General features: G+C 64.4%; 15 protein-coding genes and 1 pseudogene. 15 read left to right on the forward strand and 1 reads right to left on the reverse strand.

Translation table 11 applies throughout. The annotated features are described in order from the left end of the window. Positions 1 to 188: hypothetical protein (locus tag EVC45_RS46190; RefSeq protein WP_211193458.1), on the forward strand; the 188-nt coding region annotated here is incomplete at its 5' end. A gap of 102 nt (positions 189 to 290) precedes the next feature. After that, positions 291 to 2,549 (forward strand): catalase/peroxidase HPI, encoded by a 2,259-nt coding sequence (katG, locus tag EVC45_RS22035; protein ID WP_129960355.1) that lies wholly within the window; start codon positions 291 to 293, stop codon positions 2,547 to 2,549. A gap of 153 nt (positions 2,550 to 2,702) precedes the next feature. On the opposite strand, the gene EVC45_RS22040 is transcribed toward katG, so the two are convergent. Then, positions 2,703 to 3,719, reverse strand: coding sequence for an alcohol dehydrogenase (locus EVC45_RS22040; RefSeq protein ID WP_129960356.1), 1,017 nt, complete (start codon positions 3,717 to 3,719; stop codon positions 2,703 to 2,705). 230 nt (positions 3,720 to 3,949) lie between these two features. Here EVC45_RS22040 and EVC45_RS22045 point away from each other — a divergent pair. From EVC45_RS22045 to EVC45_RS22105, 13 genes and pseudogenes are all read left to right on the forward strand, one after another. Then, positions 3,950 to 4,138: pseudogene (locus EVC45_RS22045) on the forward strand (carboxymuconolactone decarboxylase family protein); the annotation flags it as partial. Positions 4,139 to 4,175: 37 nt separating this feature from the next. After that, on the forward strand, positions 4,176 to 5,063 hold the full coding sequence (locus EVC45_RS22050; protein WP_129960357.1) for a helix-turn-helix domain-containing protein: 888 nt from the start codon (positions 4,176 to 4,178) through the stop codon (positions 5,061 to 5,063). Between the two features lie 74 nt (positions 5,064 to 5,137). Beyond that, on the forward strand, positions 5,138 to 5,572 hold the full coding sequence (locus tag EVC45_RS22055) for a hypothetical protein (protein WP_129960358.1): 435 nt from the start codon (positions 5,138 to 5,140) through the stop codon (positions 5,570 to 5,572). Between the two features lie 214 nt (positions 5,573 to 5,786). Beyond that, positions 5,787 to 6,935: an amine dehydrogenase large subunit gene (locus EVC45_RS22060; RefSeq protein ID WP_129960359.1), complete on the forward strand. Its 1,149-nt coding sequence runs from the start codon at positions 5,787 to 5,789 to the stop codon at positions 6,933 to 6,935. A gap of 13 nt (positions 6,936 to 6,948) precedes the next feature. Further along, positions 6,949 to 7,515 carry a MauE/DoxX family redox-associated membrane protein gene (locus EVC45_RS22065; RefSeq protein WP_129960360.1) on the forward strand — a complete coding sequence of 189 codons (567 nt, stop codon included), beginning with the start codon at positions 6,949 to 6,951 and terminating at the stop codon, positions 7,513 to 7,515. Beyond that, on the forward strand, positions 7,515 to 8,156 hold the full coding sequence (mauD, locus tag EVC45_RS22070; RefSeq protein ID WP_129960361.1) for a methylamine dehydrogenase accessory protein MauD: 642 nt from the start codon (positions 7,515 to 7,517) through the stop codon (positions 8,154 to 8,156). The genes EVC45_RS22065 and mauD overlap by 1 nt, the downstream gene beginning before the upstream one ends. Before the next feature lie 37 nt (positions 8,157 to 8,193). After that, positions 8,194 to 8,733 (forward strand): methylamine dehydrogenase light chain, encoded by a 540-nt coding sequence (locus EVC45_RS22075; RefSeq protein WP_129960362.1) that lies wholly within the window; start codon positions 8,194 to 8,196, stop codon positions 8,731 to 8,733. Beyond that, positions 8,730 to 9,236: a cytochrome c gene (locus tag EVC45_RS22080; RefSeq protein WP_248295214.1), complete on the forward strand. Its 507-nt coding sequence runs from the start codon at positions 8,730 to 8,732 to the stop codon at positions 9,234 to 9,236. Before EVC45_RS22075 ends, EVC45_RS22080 begins: the two co-directional genes overlap by 4 nt. Then, complete coding sequence (locus EVC45_RS22085; protein WP_129960363.1) at positions 9,233 to 9,709, forward strand: cytochrome c; 477 nt, start codon at positions 9,233 to 9,235, stop codon at positions 9,707 to 9,709. The genes EVC45_RS22080 and EVC45_RS22085 overlap by 4 nt, the downstream gene beginning before the upstream one ends. A gap of 53 nt (positions 9,710 to 9,762) precedes the next feature. Then, positions 9,763 to 11,127: a DUF1329 domain-containing protein gene (locus EVC45_RS22090; protein WP_129960364.1), complete on the forward strand. Its 1,365-nt coding sequence runs from the start codon at positions 9,763 to 9,765 to the stop codon at positions 11,125 to 11,127. An 87-nt stretch (positions 11,128 to 11,214) separates the two neighbouring features. After that, positions 11,215 to 13,035, forward strand: coding sequence for a DUF1302 domain-containing protein (locus EVC45_RS22095; protein WP_211193459.1), 1,821 nt, complete (start codon positions 11,215 to 11,217; stop codon positions 13,033 to 13,035). A gap of 80 nt (positions 13,036 to 13,115) precedes the next feature. Further along, positions 13,116 to 15,479 carry an RND family transporter gene (locus EVC45_RS22100; protein WP_129960366.1) on the forward strand — a complete coding sequence of 788 codons (2,364 nt, stop codon included), beginning with the start codon at positions 13,116 to 13,118 and terminating at the stop codon, positions 15,477 to 15,479. A gap of 21 nt (positions 15,480 to 15,500) precedes the next feature. Further along, the gene (locus EVC45_RS22105) at positions 15,501 to 16,496 is read left to right on the forward strand and encodes a YCF48-related protein (RefSeq protein ID WP_129960367.1); all 996 of its coding nucleotides are present in this window, start codon (positions 15,501 to 15,503) and stop codon (positions 16,494 to 16,496) included. The last annotated feature ends 4 nt before the right edge of the window (positions 16,497 to 16,500 follow it).

Consider the following 16,500-nt stretch of genomic DNA (forward strand, 5'->3'; position numbering starts at 1 on the left):
TCTTCAACATCAACTACTCCAGTTTGGATCACACGTTTTACCCCAACTCTGTGTCCAGAAAAACCGGAGCCGCCGCATTACAGACGCCGGCTACGTTTTCCTCGACCCTGGATTTCATGAGTGCACTGCCGAGCCATTCGGCTGAATGTCGGGTTTATTCGGATCGTCAAACTGCCACGGAAGCCTGACACGATGACAAACGCATAACAAGGACCTTGCATGGGATTGGAGAGAGTGCCCAGGCACCGACTCCGATCGACAACGGAGACATCCTCCAAAGGAGAGAACGCATGTCAAACGAAGCAAAGTGCCCGTTCATCCACACCGCCGGCGGCGGGACTACCAATCGAGACTGGTGGCCGAAGCAATTGCGCGTCGACCTGCTGAACCAGCATTCGGAGCGCTCCAATCCGCTAGACAAGGACTTCAACTATGCCGAGGCATTCAAGAGCCTCGACTACGCCGGGATCAAGAAAGACCTCGCCGCGCTGATGACCGATTCGCAGCCCTGGTGGCCCGCGGACTTCGGCCACTACGGTCCGCTGTTTATCCGTATGGCATGGCACGCGGCCGGCACGTATCGCATCGGCGACGGCCGCGGCGGCGCAGGGCGCGGCCAGCAGCGTTTCGCGCCGCTCAATAGCTGGCCGGACAACGTGAGCCTCGACAAGGCGCGCCGGCTGCTATGGCCGATCAAGCAGAAATACGGCCAGAAAATTTCGTGGGCCGATCTGCTGATCCTGACCGGCAACGTCGCGCTCGAAACGATGGGCTTCAAGACTTTTGGTTTCGGCGGTGGCCGCGAGGACACGTGGGAACCGGATCAGGACGTCTACTGGGGCAATGAGAAAACCTGGCTCGGCGGCGACGTGCGCTACGGCAAGGGCGCGGCCGGCAAGGAAGACGACGAAGGCGTGGTGGTCGCCGACGAGCAACTGCATGGCGGTGAGAAGAGCCGCACCGATCCGCCCGGACGTAACCTCGAAAATCCGCTCGGCGCCGTGCAGATGGGCCTGATCTACGTGAACCCGGAAGGCCCCGAGGGCAATCCCGATCCGCTCGCGGCAGCGGTCGATATCCGCGAAACGTTCGCCCGCATGGCGATGAACGACGAAGAAACGGTGGCACTGATCGCCGGCGGCCACACGTTCGGCAAGACGCACGGCGCAGGCCCGGCCGATAACGTCGGCCCGGAACCGGAAGGTGCCGGTCTCGAGGCGCAAGGGCTGGGCTGGCGCAACAGCTTCGGCACGGGCAAGGGCGGCGACACGATCACGAGCGGTATCGAAGTGACGTGGTCCGCGACGCCGACGCAATGGGGCATGGGCTTCTTCGAGAACCTGTTCGGCCACGAGTGGGAACTGACGAAGAGCCCGGCGGGCGCGAATCAGTGGGTCGCGAAGGGCGCACAGCCCACGATTCCGCACGCGCACGATCCGTCGAAAAAACTGCTGCCGACGATGCTGACGACCGACCTGTCGCTACGCCTCGACCCGATCTACGAAAAGATCTCGCGGCGCTTCATGGCGAACCCCGACGAGTTCGCCGACGCGTTCGCGCGCGCGTGGTTCAAGCTGACGCACCGCGACATGGGTCCGCGCGCCCGCTATCTGGGCCCGGAAGTGCCGAGCGAAGAACTGCTGTGGCAGGACCCGATTCCGGCCGTCGATCATCCGCTCGTCGACGACAAGGACGTCGCGGCGCTGAAGCAGAAAGTCCTCGCGTCGGGGCTGTCGGTGTCGCAACTGGTCACGACCGCGTGGGCATCGGCCTCGACCTTCCGCGGCTCGGACAAGCGCGGCGGCGCCAACGGTGCGCGTATCCGCCTCGCGCCGCAGAAGGATTGGGCCGTCAACCAGCCCGCTGAGCTCGCGAAGGTGCTGAAGACGCTCGAAGGCATTCAAAGCGAGTTCAACGGTGCGCAGTCCGGCGGCAAGAAGATCTCGCTTGCCGACCTGATCGTGCTGGCGGGCGGCGCCGGCATCGAGCAGGCCGCGAAGAACGCCGGAAAGCAGGTGACGGTGCCGTTCTCGCCGGGTCGCATGGACGCGTCGCAGGATCAGACCGACGTCGAATCGGTCAAGATGCTCGAGCCGGTTCACGACGGCTTCCGCAACTATCTGGGCGGCAAGTTCCCGGTGGAGGCGGAGAAGCTGCTGATCGACAAGGCGCAACTGCTGACGTTGACGGCGCCCGAGATGACGGTGCTGATCGGCGGCCTGCGCGTGCTGAAGGTGGGCGGCGGCAAGGAAGGCGTGCTGACGGACAAGCCGGAAACGCTGACCAACGACTTCTTCCGCAATCTGCTCGACATGGGTACGGAGTGGACGCCGGTATCGCAGGCTGCGGAAACGTTCGAGGGTGCCGACACGAAGACCGGCGCGATCAAGTGGACCGGTTCGCGCGTCGATCTGGTGTTCGGCTCGAACTCGGTGCTGCGCGCGTTGAGCGAGGTCTATGCGAGCGAGGACGGCAACGAGAAATTCCTGCGCGACTTCGTTGCCGCGTGGGTCAAGGTGATGAATCTGGATCGTTTCGATCTGGCTTGAGTGCGGTTGGTGCGGCGAGCTTTTGCTCGCCGCACGACGCCTCGCTTCAAAGAGGGTGCTTCAACGCGCGGTGCGATCGCCGGGAAACCGGTGATCGCACTTTTTTTGCGCGCGGCTGTTCTGCGCGCGGATCTCATGCGTGTGCGAGCCGACTCAAGCCATCTTCAACACCACCCTGAAACGCGCGTGACCGCTCATCATCCGGTCGAAGGCCTGCGGCGCCTGGGCGAGCGGGTATTCCTCGATCATCGGCTTGACGCCGCTCATTGCGCTGAACGCGAGCGTGTCCTGCGAATCGGCCGAGGTGCCGGAGGGCCAGCCTTGCACCGAGTTGCGTCCCATGATGAATTGCACGATCGGCACTTCGATCGGCTCTTCGGAAACGCCGACCATCACGAGCTTGCCGTTCAGGCCGAGACCGCCGAGCGTGGCGGTCATCGCCTTGCCGCTCGTCACCGTGGCGAGTATCAGCTTCGCGCCGCCCAGTTCCTGCAGCTTCTCGGCGACGTTTTCCGTTTTGCTGTCGATGTAATGATGCGCGCCCAGTTGCTGCGCAAGCGGCGCCTTGTCCTGACCGCGCGCGATCGCCACCGTGCGAAAGCCCATCTTGCGCGCAAACTGCACACCGAGATGACCAAGGCCGCCGATGCCGAGAATCGCGACCACGTCGCCGGCGCGCGCGCCGCTATTGCGTATCGCGTTGAAGGTCGTGATGCCCGCGCACAGCAGCGGCGCGGCATCGACATCGGACAGGTCGTCGGGAATGCGCGCCAACGCTTCGACCGGGGCCACCATGTATTCGGCGTAGCCGCCGTCGTAGCTGATACCGGGGATCAGCGCGTACTTGCAAAGCACAAAGTCGCCCTGGCGGCAGTGTTCGCATTTGCCGCAATGGCCGCCGTGCCAGCCGACCCCGACACGCTGCCCGACCTCCCAGCCCTCGACATCCGCACCGACCGAATCGATCACGCCCGCGATCTCGTGACCGGGCACACGCGGATAGGCCAGCCCTGGCCACAGTCCTTCCTTGGTCATCACATCGCTGTGACAGATGCCGCAAGCATGAATCTTGATACGCACATGACCGGCACCCGCCTCGGGCACTTCACGTTCCACCAGTTCGAGCGGGCCGCCGGCCTGCTTCACTTCGACTGCTTTCATCGTGGGCATGACGTTCTTCCTTTCCAGTAACGAACGGGACAAGAGGGGAACAAACTCGAACATCATAGTCCGCGTCCAGGTGGCTCGCCAGAAAGAAGCCGTCGCTGCGTTGCTGAGCGCGATGACATCCGATGTAATTGGCGCGCTGCGCGGCTGCCTCTACTCTTCGACTACCGCGTCGTCATCGGATGGCGCACACGTCAAGGCGATACCATCATGTCCAGCTATCCCGTTCACATGAAAAGCGCGGCCGCCTCGCCGACGAGGACCGGCAACGCTTTCCGGCGGCAGGCTTCAGCGCGGAGCAGATTCTCGAAGTGGTGGCGGTGGTCGCCGCATCGACGATCACGAACTACACCGGCAGCGTGACCGAGCCGCCGCTCGAAACGCAGTTCGCGGAATTCGCGTGGCATGCGCCCACGCGCTGAAGCAGTCCTGTTCACGCATCAGGAGGAGGGCAATACGATGAACGTCACCAGTCATGATCCGCAAGTGCAGCCCGGCGATCTCGGCAGTCTGTTGCGCTATTGGCGTGACGTGCGGAACGTGAGTCAGCTCGATCTGTCGCTCGAGGCCGGCTTCTCGCAGCGGCAGATCAGCTTCATCGAAAGCGGGCGCAGCGTGCCTGGCCGCGACACGCTGCTCACGCTTGCGCAGACTCTCGACGTGCCGCTGCGCGAGCGCAACGCGCTGCTGCTCGCCGCGGGTTACGCGCCGATCTATTCGGAAGCGCCGTGGAATGCGCAGGAAATGCACGGCGTGGTTCGCGCGCTCGAACGGGTCGTGCGTCAGCATGAACCGTTTCCGGCGCTGGTGATGGACCGCGACTGGAACGTGCTGATGAGCAACGACGCGGCGCCGCGCTTCTTCAACTGTTTCATCGACATGGCCGCGCGCGAAGGCCCGCGCAACATGCTGCATCTGATCTTCGATCCGCACGGCATGCGCCCGTTCGTCGCCGATTGGGAGCAGGTCGCGCGAAGCCTGCTGCAACGCGTGTATCGCGAGTCGGTCGGTCATGTGATCGGCGCCAACACGAAGCGTCTGCTCGATGAACTGCTTGCGTATCCGGACGTGCCGCGCGACTGGAAGACGCATCATGGCGCTGCCACTACCGCTGCAACGGCAGCCGCGACGCTGCCGATGGTGCCGCTCGGCTTCATCAGCGAAGGCAAAGTGCTGCGCTATTTCTCGTTGGTCACGACCGTGGGCACACCGCAAAACGTCGCCGCGCAGGAGCTGCGCATCGAATGCATGTTCCCCGCCGACGATGCCACCGAAGCACACCACCAGCAGCTGCTTGCGACGCATGCGTCGCCGCAACCTCCAATATCGGCAAACCGTACGCCGTGATGTAGCAGTGCTTGCGGTTTTTGGGCGATCATCCGAGCCGATCAGCTTGAGCAATCCGACGCCACTCACTCCAAATGGACAACGGGCTTCTACTGTTTCCGGTCGCGGCACTTCATGTCGAAGCGGCCGACGAGCCACTGTGGTTCCGCCGCGCGCCCAATTCGCACGCGGCCGTCATCTCCGAGTTCGGCGACGTAACCGAGGTGCTCGCGCGCGTGCCGCAATCCTGGTGCGTCGTGCCGGGTGCGCAACTCGAAGGCTTGCACGACGACGAGGACATCACGAGCGCCGACCCGCGTTTCAACGGCGAGCTTCCGCGTCACCACTTCGCGGTGATTCGCCACACGGACCGCCGCATCAACGTCGCGCTGCTGTTGATCAACGCCGCCGAAGCCGTGTTGCTGCCCACGCGATTATTCGCGTCGCGCGCTCATTTCGAAGCCTGCGTGCCGGGTCTCGAACAGGTCGACTGCGAAGAAAATTGCGAAGAAAACGGGCCGGGCGCCTGAAGCGCAGTGCGCTGAACCGCGGCTCGCGCATGCGGGTCATCCCCGCTATCCATTGCCGCGAAAAAATGCGTTGAGCGCCTTTGTAAGCCTGTTATCGGATTCGTAATGAAGGCGTAATAAATCTACTTATCGTTTGCCGATTTGGGAGCTGTTTCCACACTTATCTACAGTTAATTTTCCGCAATGCCACAACGAATGTACTTGCGGAGAAGAGATGCAAAGAAAACGGAGATGGGCGCTGCTGATGCTGAGCAGCGTCGCGCTGGCGACCCAGGTTCTCGCAACTGAAAAAGCGGAAGACCTGACGATCGCGAAGATGCCGGCGTACAGCCCGCATCAGGTGTACGTCGTCGACGTGAACTTCAGCTCGATGACGGACGCGCGCACGTACGTGATCGACGCCGACAACAACCGCCTGCTCGGCCAGATCGATGCCGGCTTCTCGCCGGGTCTCGCGATCAGCCCCGATCACAAGACGAGCTACGTCGCGACGACTTACTTCGCGCGCGGCTCGCACGGCACGCGTACCGACGTCGTCGAGACGACCGACAACACGACGCTGCAGGTCACCGGCGAAGTCGTGATTCCGCCGAAGCATGGGCAAATCGTGCCGTCGCCGTACAACACCTCGTTGTCCAAAGACGGCAAGTGGCTGTACGTGTCGAACATCACGCCCGCGACCTCGGTCACCGTGATCAACACAGCCAGCCATCAGGTCACGGCCGAAATCGATACGGACGGCTGCGTGCTGGCCTATCCGTCGGGCAACGACCGCTTCACGTCGCTGTGCGAAAGCGGTAAGGCGTTGACCGTCGTGCTCGGCGCGAACGGCAAGGAAAAGAGCCGTAAGTTGTCCGACGCATTCATCGATGTCGCCAAGGATCCGGCGTTCGTCAATGCGTCGCGCAGCGGCAATACGTACTGGTTCGCGACCTTCAACGGCAACGTGCTCACCGCCGACTTCAGCGGCGCCGCGCCGGTGTTCGGCACACCGTGGGCGCTCGTCACCCCCGACGAGGCGAAGGCAGGCTGGCGTCCGGGCGGCCTGCAGCAAACCGCGCTGCACGTGCCGACCCAGCGTCTGTTCGTGGCGATGCACCAGGGCAGTGTGGACACGCACAAGGACCCCGCGAGCGAGGTGTGGGTGTTCGACCTGAAGACGCACAAGCGCATCGCGCGCTGGAAGCTCGCGGACCAGAAGATCGATCCGCTGCTGTCGATTCAGGTCAGCGAGGATGCGCATCCGCTCTTCTACGGCATCACGATCAACTCTGACGTGGTCGTCGCCGACGCGGCGACGGGCAAGCTCAAGCACGTTCAGAAGCAGGTCGGCGCGACCGCGTCGCTGCTCGTCAACCGGTAACCAGGTGCATGCGATGAATCCAGCCCTCGTCATCGATCCGGTCGTCTCGAGCGTCGCGCTCGCCGCGACTTCGATCATCGCCTTGACGCTCGCGCTGCCGAAAGTGGCGCGCCAGTACGACCAACGGCAGATCGTCGCCGGTTTCGAGCTTCTGCCGCACGCGCTGGTCACGCCGTTCGCGTTCCTGTTGCCGCTCGCCGAAATCGCCGCGACGCTCGCGATGCTCGTACCGGCAACGCGCAGCGTCGGCGCCGCCGCGCTCGCCGCGCTGTTCGTGCTGTTTGCGCTCGCGCTCGGCATCAACGTGGCGCGCGGGCGCACCGACATCGATTGCGGCTGCAATGGCTTTCGCCAGCCGGGCACTGTGGTGCCGCACTCGATCGGTTGGGCGCAGGTCGCGCGCACCTTGCTGCTGGCCGCGCTCGCCGCGCTGATCTGCCTGCCGCAAAGCGCCCGCGCGGTCGTCTGGTTCGACTATCTCAGCGTGCTCGGCGCGACGCTCGTCGCCGTAGCCGCTTTCTTTACCCTGGACGTGCTGCTCGCCAACCGTCCGAAGCTGAATCACCTGAGGAACTCGTAATGGAAAACGCACTGTTGGTCTCCAATGTTTTGCTGTGGCTCGGCGTGCTTGCGCTCGGCGCCATCTCCCTCGCGCTCGTGCGCCAGATCGGCGTGCTGTACGAACGACTGATGCCGGTCGGCGCGCTGATGATCGACAAGGGGCCAGCGGTCGGCACCGTCGGTCCGTCGTTCGAGCTGAATGCGCTCGACGGCCGTCAGGTCAAGGTCGGCGGCATCTCCGCCAAGGGCCGCAGCACGCTGGTGTTCTTCCTGTCGCCGAGCTGCCCGGTGTGCAAGAAGCTGCTGCCGCTGCTGCCGTCGATCCAGTCGCGCGAAACGGCGACCGACATCGTGCTCGCGAGCGACGGCGACACCACCGAACACGCGGCGTTCTACAAGAAGCTCGGCCTCGCCCAGTTCCCGTACGTGCTGTCGCAGGAGTTGGGTCTCGCCTATCAGATCGGCAAGCTGCCGTACGCGCTGCTGATCGATGAAGCGGGCAAGGTCCGCGCGAAGGGCCTGGTGAATTCGCGTGAACACCTCGAAAGCCTGTTCGAAGCGAAGGATCGCGGCGTGGCCTCGCTGCAGGAGTTCGTCCACGCGGGCCACGACCATGCGGACCATGCGGACCACCGGGACCAGGCGGAGCAGCACGCCTGAGCACGTCATCACACATCAGAACGACAGGACGACAAGCATGAAATGGTTCGACACTTTCTTCGAGTTGAGGGCGCGCAACGTCGCGCAGCACAGCTCGCGACGCAGCGCGATGGCCAGGCTGGGCCGCGTGCTGGTCGGCTCGGCGCTCGTGCCGCTGCTGCCGGTGGACCGCACCTTCGCGGCTGACAACGCGTCGGCGCCGGGCGGCGCGAGCGCGCCGGCCGCGGGCAAAAACGACGACCCGTATAGCTGCGATTACTGGCGCTACTGCGCGATCGACGGCTGGCTGTGCAGCTGCTGCGGCGGCACCTCGAGCAGCTGTCCGCCGGGCACGACGCCGTCGCCGATCACGTGGATCGGCACTTGCCGCAATCCGCACGACGGCACCGACTACATCGTGTCGTACAACGATTGCTGCGGCAAAACCTCGTGCGGCCGCTGCTTCTGCAACCGCAACGAACGCGAGAAGCCGCTGTACAAGCTCTCGCTGAACAACGACATCAACTGGTGCATGGCGAGCGGCAACGCGAACTATCACTGCTCGGTATCTGCCTTGCTCGGAGTAGCACAGCAATGACCACGACGATTTTCAACCGGCGCCTCGCGAAGTGGGCCGTGATCTTGTGCGCGACGGGCGCCGCGCTGAGCGCAGGCGCGGCGTTCGCGCAGAGCGTGCAGTACGCGCCCGGCAAGGCGTTCTTCGACACCAGGTGCGCGGTGTGCCATCAGGCGGGCGGCAAGGGCCAGGACGGTCTGGCGCCGCCGCTCACCGAGCTGCCCGGCCACTACGCGACCAACGCGCAGGGCCGCACGCAACTCGGCCTGACCGTGCTCAACGGCATGTTCGGCACGATCGCGATCAAGGACAAGAGCTACAACTTCAAGATGCCGAGCTTCCGCGCCGAGTCCGACGAGGACCTCGCGAACGTGCTCAATTACCTCGTGTTCGACGTGAATGCGAAGCATGCGGGCGCGAAGCCGTTCACCGCGGCCGAAGTGAAGGCGCTGCGCGCGACGCAGATGGATGGCGCTCAGGTGCGTGCGCATCGCGACGTCGCGCTGAAGAGTCTCGGGCTATGAAGAAGACTCGCGCGTGTGCGCTGTTCTTAGCCGTGCTCGCCGTGTGCGCGGGGATGTCGGGCGTGGCCGCGCATGCACAGGAGCGCGGCTACAACGCGGCGAGCGCGCGCGAGGCCTGGATCCTCAACTGCATGGGCTGTCACACCGGCGACGCGCACGGCATCGCGGGCAAGGTGCCGCCGCTCACGGGCGAGCTCGGACACTTCGTGCGGCTCGCCGAGGGACGCGAGTTCGTGATGCGCGTGCCGGGCGCGTCGAACTCGTCGCTGTCCGACGCGGAGCTGGCGAACGTTCTGAACTGGCTGATCGACACGAGGAACGCAGACACGAGGCCCGCGGATTTCAGGCCTTATACCGCGCAGGAAGTTGCCGCGAAGCGGCGGCCCGCGCTCACCGACGTCGCGAAGCATCGCGCGGCTCTGGTCGAGAGTCTGCGCAAGAGCGGCGATACGGCTGTGCAAGACCAGTACTAGATATGGCCGCAACGACGGCTGGGCGATTCAACAGGTATCGGGAGATCGAGACGATGAAAGGCAAGACGCAAGTAAAGGCAATGTGCTCCGCAGCGGTGCTGGCCGCCGTGCTGGGCACGCTGGCGGGTGGCGCGGTGGCGGACACGGCGGGCATGGAGAAGGGCGCGAGCGCCGACGGCCGGATTCCGGCGTATGCGGGTCCGCAGGCAGCGCCCGCGGACTGGTCGTACGGCAAGCTGCGCGGCGACTTCTGGAAGCACAAGGGCGAAAAGCCGCTGTACTCGATCGACGCGAGCAACGTCGACAAGTACGCGGACAATCTGACGCCCGGCCAGGTGGAGCTGATCAGGCAGAAGAAGGGCTATCGGATGGACATCTATCCGACCCACCGCGAATGCGGCGCGCCGGATTTCGTGCAGGCCAACACGAAGCTCAACGCCACCCAGGCGAAGATGGATTCGAGCGGCGAGAACCTGCAGAGCGCAAGCCTGCCGGGCATGCCGTTCCCCGCGCCGAAGACCGGCGCCGAGGCGATGTGGGACCACCTCGCGCGCTATCGCGGCATCGGCGCGGAATGGCAGAAGGCGGTGACGGCGGCGTCGCCGCGGCCGGGCAGCAGCGAGTGGATCAAGGCCGAATCGAAGCAGACGCTGTACTTTCCGTGGGGCAAGAAGGGCGCGAGCTCGCCGCAGCAGGCCGGCGACATGCTCTACGCGATCTATTTCGCCTATGAGACGCCCGCCGCGCTGGCCGGCCAGGGTCTCGTGCAGCGCGACTACTTCGACAAGGGCAACGACACGTACTACTACTTCACCGGTCAGCGCCGCGTGCGCCGCATGCCGGCGTATTCGTACGACGCGCCGCAGATCGGCTTCGAGAACCAGTACACGGTCGATGAACCGTGGCTCTTCAACGGCCAGCTCGACCGTTTCACCTGGAAGCTCGCCGGCAAGAAGGAGATCTACATTCCGTACGACGACTTCGGCATGTACAACTTCAAGGACAAGTTCGACGACGTCTTCAAGCCGGACGGCGTCAGCCCCGATGCGCGCCGCTATGAGCTGCACCGCGTCTACGTGGTCGAGGCGACCCTGAAGTCGGGCGTGCGCCACGTCGCCTCGAAGAAGGTCTTCTACATCGACGAGGACAGCGGCCTCGCGGTGGCGGCCGAAGACTACGATGCCCAGGGCAAGCTGTGGAAGGTCAAGGAAGCGTATCCGATTCCGGTGTACGAGCTGCACGGCGCCTGTGACGTCGAGCCGTTCGTGCAGTACGACCTCAACAACGGCCGCTACGTGACCGACCAGTCGACCATCGGTACCAACACCGACATTCGCTGGTACGAAGACTCGAACGACGCGCGCTTCAAGGACGACTTCTATTCGTCCGAGAACCTGCGCGCTGTCAGCGAGCGATAACGGAACGTCCAGCGGTCGCGGCGTGCCGACTGGCGCGCCGCCACTCCTCATATTCGACCTGCAAATAGATCAGGCATGGGAAGCGCAATGGTGAAGACAAGAATTAGCGCGGCAGTTTCGTTAGGTCTGCTGATGGCGGCACAGGGGGCCTCGGCATACGAGTTCACGCTCAACGACGGCGCCGTCAACGGTTCGTGGGTCACGAACCTGACCGCGGGCGGGGGCATCCGCGTGAAGAACCCGAGCTGCTCGCTGACGGGCGACCCGAACGCCAACGGCTGCGGCGCGGGCGCGAACACCGCGCAGTGGTCCAACGGCGACGACGGCAACCTCAACTATCGAAAGGGGCAGCCGTTCAGCACGTACATCAGCGCGACGAGCGAGCTGCTGCTGACGATGCCGGGCGAAGGCGTCAAGTTCATGGTGCGCGGCACCGGCATGTACGACTTCCTCGCTAAGAACACCAACCGGACGGAGCTGTCGAGCACCGCGGCCTCGCAGATCGTCTATCCGGTCGATCTGCTCGATCTGTGGGTGCAGAAGGACTTCACCCTCAACGACCGCTCGGCGCACGTGCGGGTCGGTAACCAGGTGATCAACTGGGGCGAGAGCTTCTTCGCGACCAACGGCATCAACGCGACCAACGCGGTCGATATCCAGAAGCTGCTGATCCCGGGCACGCAGTTGAAGCAGGCGCTGCTGCCCGAGCCGATGATCAGCTTCGCGAGCGGCATCACCTCGGGACTCAGCACCGAGGCCTATTACCAGTTCACCTGGAAGAGCAACCGCTATCCGCCGGTCGGCTCGTACTGGTCGGTCGGCGACATCTTCGGGCGCGGCTCCGGTCCGGCCAGCATCAGCACGCTCAACGGCAACGTGGGCGGCTTCGATCCGGGCACCATCGCGGGGCCGAACGCCGGCAATTCGAATTTCGTTGGGGGCATCACCAACGGGCTCGTCAACGGCCAGTTCGCAGGGCCGCCGTTCAACTCGATCGGCGTGCCGACCTCGACGGAGCTGCCGAACAAATACCGTCCGCAGTTCGGTATCAAGTTCAACTACAAGCCGAAGAGCGTCGACGTGAACTTCGGCTTCTACTACGAGAACTACACCGACAAGTCGCCGGTCGTCGGGTCGAATCCGGACGGCACGATGCAGTTCCAGTACCTGAACAACCGCCAGCTGTTCGGCGCGAGCGCGAACTTCGGCGTCGGCGACTGGGCGATCGGCACCGAGCTTTCGTATCGTCCGAAAGATGCGGTCGCGCTGTCGGGCTGCTTCGGCGCGGGCGGGCCGCTGGACTTCAACACAAACGCCGTGTCGGGCATCACCTGCCAGCAGTGGCAAGACCGCAAGAAGCTGCAGTACCTGATCAATGGCCAGTTGAGTCTCACGCAGAGCGACTACCCGTTCCTGAAGCTGATTCACGCCGACATGGCGATGCTGACGATGGAACTCGCGTGGATCTACTACCCGGGTCTCAATTCGAACGGCCTCACGCGCACGGTCGATGGTCAACAGGTCACGCAGGCGCCGGCCGCCGGCTACTTCACGTGGCTGAACAGCAACTCGGGCTTCGGCTATCCGATCACGGCCGCGAAGGGCACGGCGAGCTCGGTCGGCGCGACGGTCGACTTCAACTGGACCTATGACGGCACGGTGATCCCGGGCTGGCAGCTCACGCCGGGTGTGACGTTCACCGACGCGCTGTACGGCTACACGCCGACCTTCACCGCGAATTACATGCAAGGCGCGAAGTCGGTCAACGTCTATGTGCTGTTCAACCAGAACCCGACCGTCTGGCAGGCCGGCATCAACTTCACGGCGTTCTTCGGTGGTCACAACACCGTCGGTCAGCCGTACTCCGACCGCAATTTCGTCGGCATGTTCGCAACACGTAACTTCTAGACCGCAGTTTTAAGGCAGGCAGGTGCACGCCCGTCGCGGGCGCGCACCGTGGATCAGCAGCAGACTTTGAGGGGCGCAATGTGTTGAATCGTCTGGTAAGCAAGCTCGAGGCGTTCCTGTTCGGGCATCGCGCGATCACGCTCGGCGTGATCGCGGTCTTCACGGTGGTGATGGCCGTGTTCGCGTTGCAGTTGCGCATGGATGCGGGATTCGACAAGCAGATTCCGACCCAGCACGAATACGTGAAAACGTTCCGGGAATACCGGAACGACCTGCTTGGCGCGAACCGGATCACGGTCGTGCTGAAGGCGCGCAACGGCACCATCTGGACGCGCGAAGGCCTCACGCGGCTCTATCAGATCACCCAGGCCGTCGGCTATCTGCCCGACGTCGATCGCGGCGGCGTGCAGTCGCTGTGGACGCCGAATTCCTTCGTCAATGAAATCACCGAAGACGGCTTTCGCGCGGACCCGCTGATCGACGGCACGATCACACCGGAAAGTCTGACGGACGGGAAGATCGCCGCGATTCGCCAGTCGACCTCGGCGGGCGGCTACGTCGGCGTGCTGGTGTCGCGCGACCAGACGAGCGCGATGGTCACGGCCGAGCTGAACGAGCGCGATGCGAACGGCAACGCGCTCGACTACGTGGCCTTCAACCACATCCTCGAAGAGAAACTGCGCAAGCCGTACGAGAACGGCGACTACCAGGTGCAGATCATCGGCTTCGCGAAGCAGATCGGCGATATCGCCGACGGCGCGTCGGGCGTGCTGGTGTTCTGCGCGCTGGCACTGGTGCTGACGGCGGGTGCCGTCTATTGGTACAGCCGCTCGCTGCGCTTCACGATCCTGCCGATCGCGTGCTCGCTGACCTCGCTCGTGTGGCAGTTCGGCACCTTGCGCATCCTCGGCTTCGGCCTCGATCCGCTCGCGGTGCTGGTGCCGTTTCTGGTGTTCGCGATCGGCGTATCGCACGGTATCCAGCAGATCAACTTCATCGTGCGTGAACTGTCGCACGGCCGCACGCCGATGGAAGCCGCGCGCCACAGCTTCAGCGGCCTGCTGATTCCGGGCACGCTCGCGCTCGTCACCGCGCTGGTGTCGTTCGTCACGCTGCTGCTGATCCCGATTCCGATGGTGCGCGAACTCGCGATCACCGCATCGCTTGGCGTCGGCTACAAGATCGTGACGAACCTCGTGATGCTGCCGGTCGTCGCGTCGTGCCTGCATTTCACCAAGGAATACGCGGACCGCGCGCTCGCCGCGCGCGAGCGGCGCGCGCACTGGCTGCGTGTGCTGGCCCGCGTGGCCGAACCGCGCAATGCCGCGATCACGCTGGCCGTGACGGCGTTGGTGTTCGGCGTGGCGGTGTGGCAAAGCCGCGATCGCGTGGTCGGCACGCTGCAGCCGGGTGCGCCCGAATTGCGCGCCGACTCGCGTTTCAACGAAGACGCGGTGGCGATCTCCAGCAGCTACGACGTCGGCCTCGACTGGCTCACGGTCGTATTTGAAACACCGAAATCGGGCGATTGCACCGATCCGCGTCTGGGCATCTTCGAGGACGACTTCGTCTCGTCGATGAATCGTGTGCCGGGTGTCGTGTCGGTCAGCTCGTATCCGCAGATGCTGCGCACCTACAACGAGGGCTACAACGAAGGCAATCCGAAGATGTTCGTGGTGCCGATCGATCCGACCAACTATGCGGCGCTGAGCGCGGAGATCAACCGCGTGCGCGGCTACATGACGAAGGACTGCCGGATGACGGCGGTGCATCTGTTCCTGTCGGATCACAAGGCCACGACGATCAATCGCGTGATCGACGCGGTCAAGACCTATCGCGCGGACAACCACCTGAACGGCGTGACGATTCGCCTCGCGGCCGGTAATGCGGGCGTGCTGGCCGCGACCAACGACGAAGTGGCGCGCAGCGAATTGCCGATGATGCTCTACGTGTACGCGGCGATCGTCGTGCTCGTGCTGCTCGCGTATCGCGACTTCCGCGCGGTGATCGCATGTTGCCTGCCGCTCACGGTGGCGACCTTCATCGGCTACTGGTTCATGAAGCAGCTGCAGATCGGGCTGACGGTCGCGACGCTGCCGGTGATGGTGCTCGCGGTCGGCATCGGCGTCGATTACGCGTTCTACATCTACAACCGCCTGCAGCAGCATCTGTCGCATGACATGCCGATCGTGAAGGCGGTCGAGCAGTCGATTCTCGAAGTGGGCGTGGCGACGATCTTCACGGCGATCACGCTGGCGGTCGGTGTCGCAACGTGGAGCTTCTCGGCGCTCAAGTTCCAGGCGGACATGGGCAAGCTGCTCGCGTTCATGTTCATCGTCAATCTGGTGATGGCGATGACGGCACTGCCCGCGCTGGCGGTCTGGCTCACGCGGCTCTTTCCGCGCCGCTCGGCGGTCAAGAGTTCGAGCTTCTTCTCCCACTAGCGCGCCACGAGGACAACCATCATGCAAAAGACCAGGAGTCTGAAGATCGCCTGCGCGGCAGCGCTCGCGTTGCTCGCAGCGCTCACCGGCGCGCACGACGCGTTCGCCGGTGACGCGCCCGATACCAAACTCGCGCTGGCGGCCGCGAAGCATCGCGACGGCGCCGAGCGCTCGATGATGCTCGGCGCGACGCTCGCGGGCAGCCGCATCGTCGCGGTCGGCGAACACGGCGTGATTCTGCTGTCGGACGACAACGGCGCGCATTTCCGCCAGGCGCACGACGTGCCGGCCAATGCCACGCTGACCTCGGTCACCTTCGCCGATGCGCGGCACGGCTGGGCGGCGGGGCACTGGGGCGTCGTGCTGCACACCGACGACGGCGGCGAGACCTGGCGCGTGCAGCGCTCGGATACCAGCGTCGACCAGCCGCTGTTCTCGATCGCGTTCCGCGACGACCGGCACGGCTGGGCCGTGGGCCTGTGGTCGCTGCTCGTCACGACCGACGACGGCGGCGCCACCTGGAAGACCCAGCAGGTCGACCAGGGTGCGGGCGGCGGCGCCGGCAAGAGCGGACTGAATTTCTTCTCGGTGTTCGCGGGCCCGGACAAGGACGTCTATATCGCGGCCGAGCAGGGCACCGTGTTCAGGTCGAGCAATGACGGCGCGAGCTGGCAGGCGCTGCACACCGGCTACAAGGGCACGCTGTGGAGCGGTGTGGTGGCGCCCGATCGCACGGTCTACGTGGGCGGGCTGCGCGGCAATCTGTTCGCGAGCGGCGACGCCGGCGCGACGTGGCAGACGGTGGCATCCGGCGCCAACGATTCGATCACCGATCTCGTTGCGAATGCGCACGGCGTGGCCGCCGTAGCGCTCGACGGCTCCGTCACGGTGAAGCAGCCGGGCGCGCGTGAGTTCGTGGCGAAGCAGTTGCCGGGCCGCGACGCGCTGACCGCGCTGGTGTTGAACAACGACGGCTCGCCCGTGCTGTTTTCCAAACAAGGCGTAATCGCCCAATAACCAG

It is taken from the genome of Paraburkholderia sp. UYCP14C, assembly GCF_004197395.1.
In the GTDB taxonomy this organism is placed as follows: domain Bacteria; phylum Pseudomonadota; class Gammaproteobacteria; order Burkholderiales; family Burkholderiaceae; genus Paraburkholderia.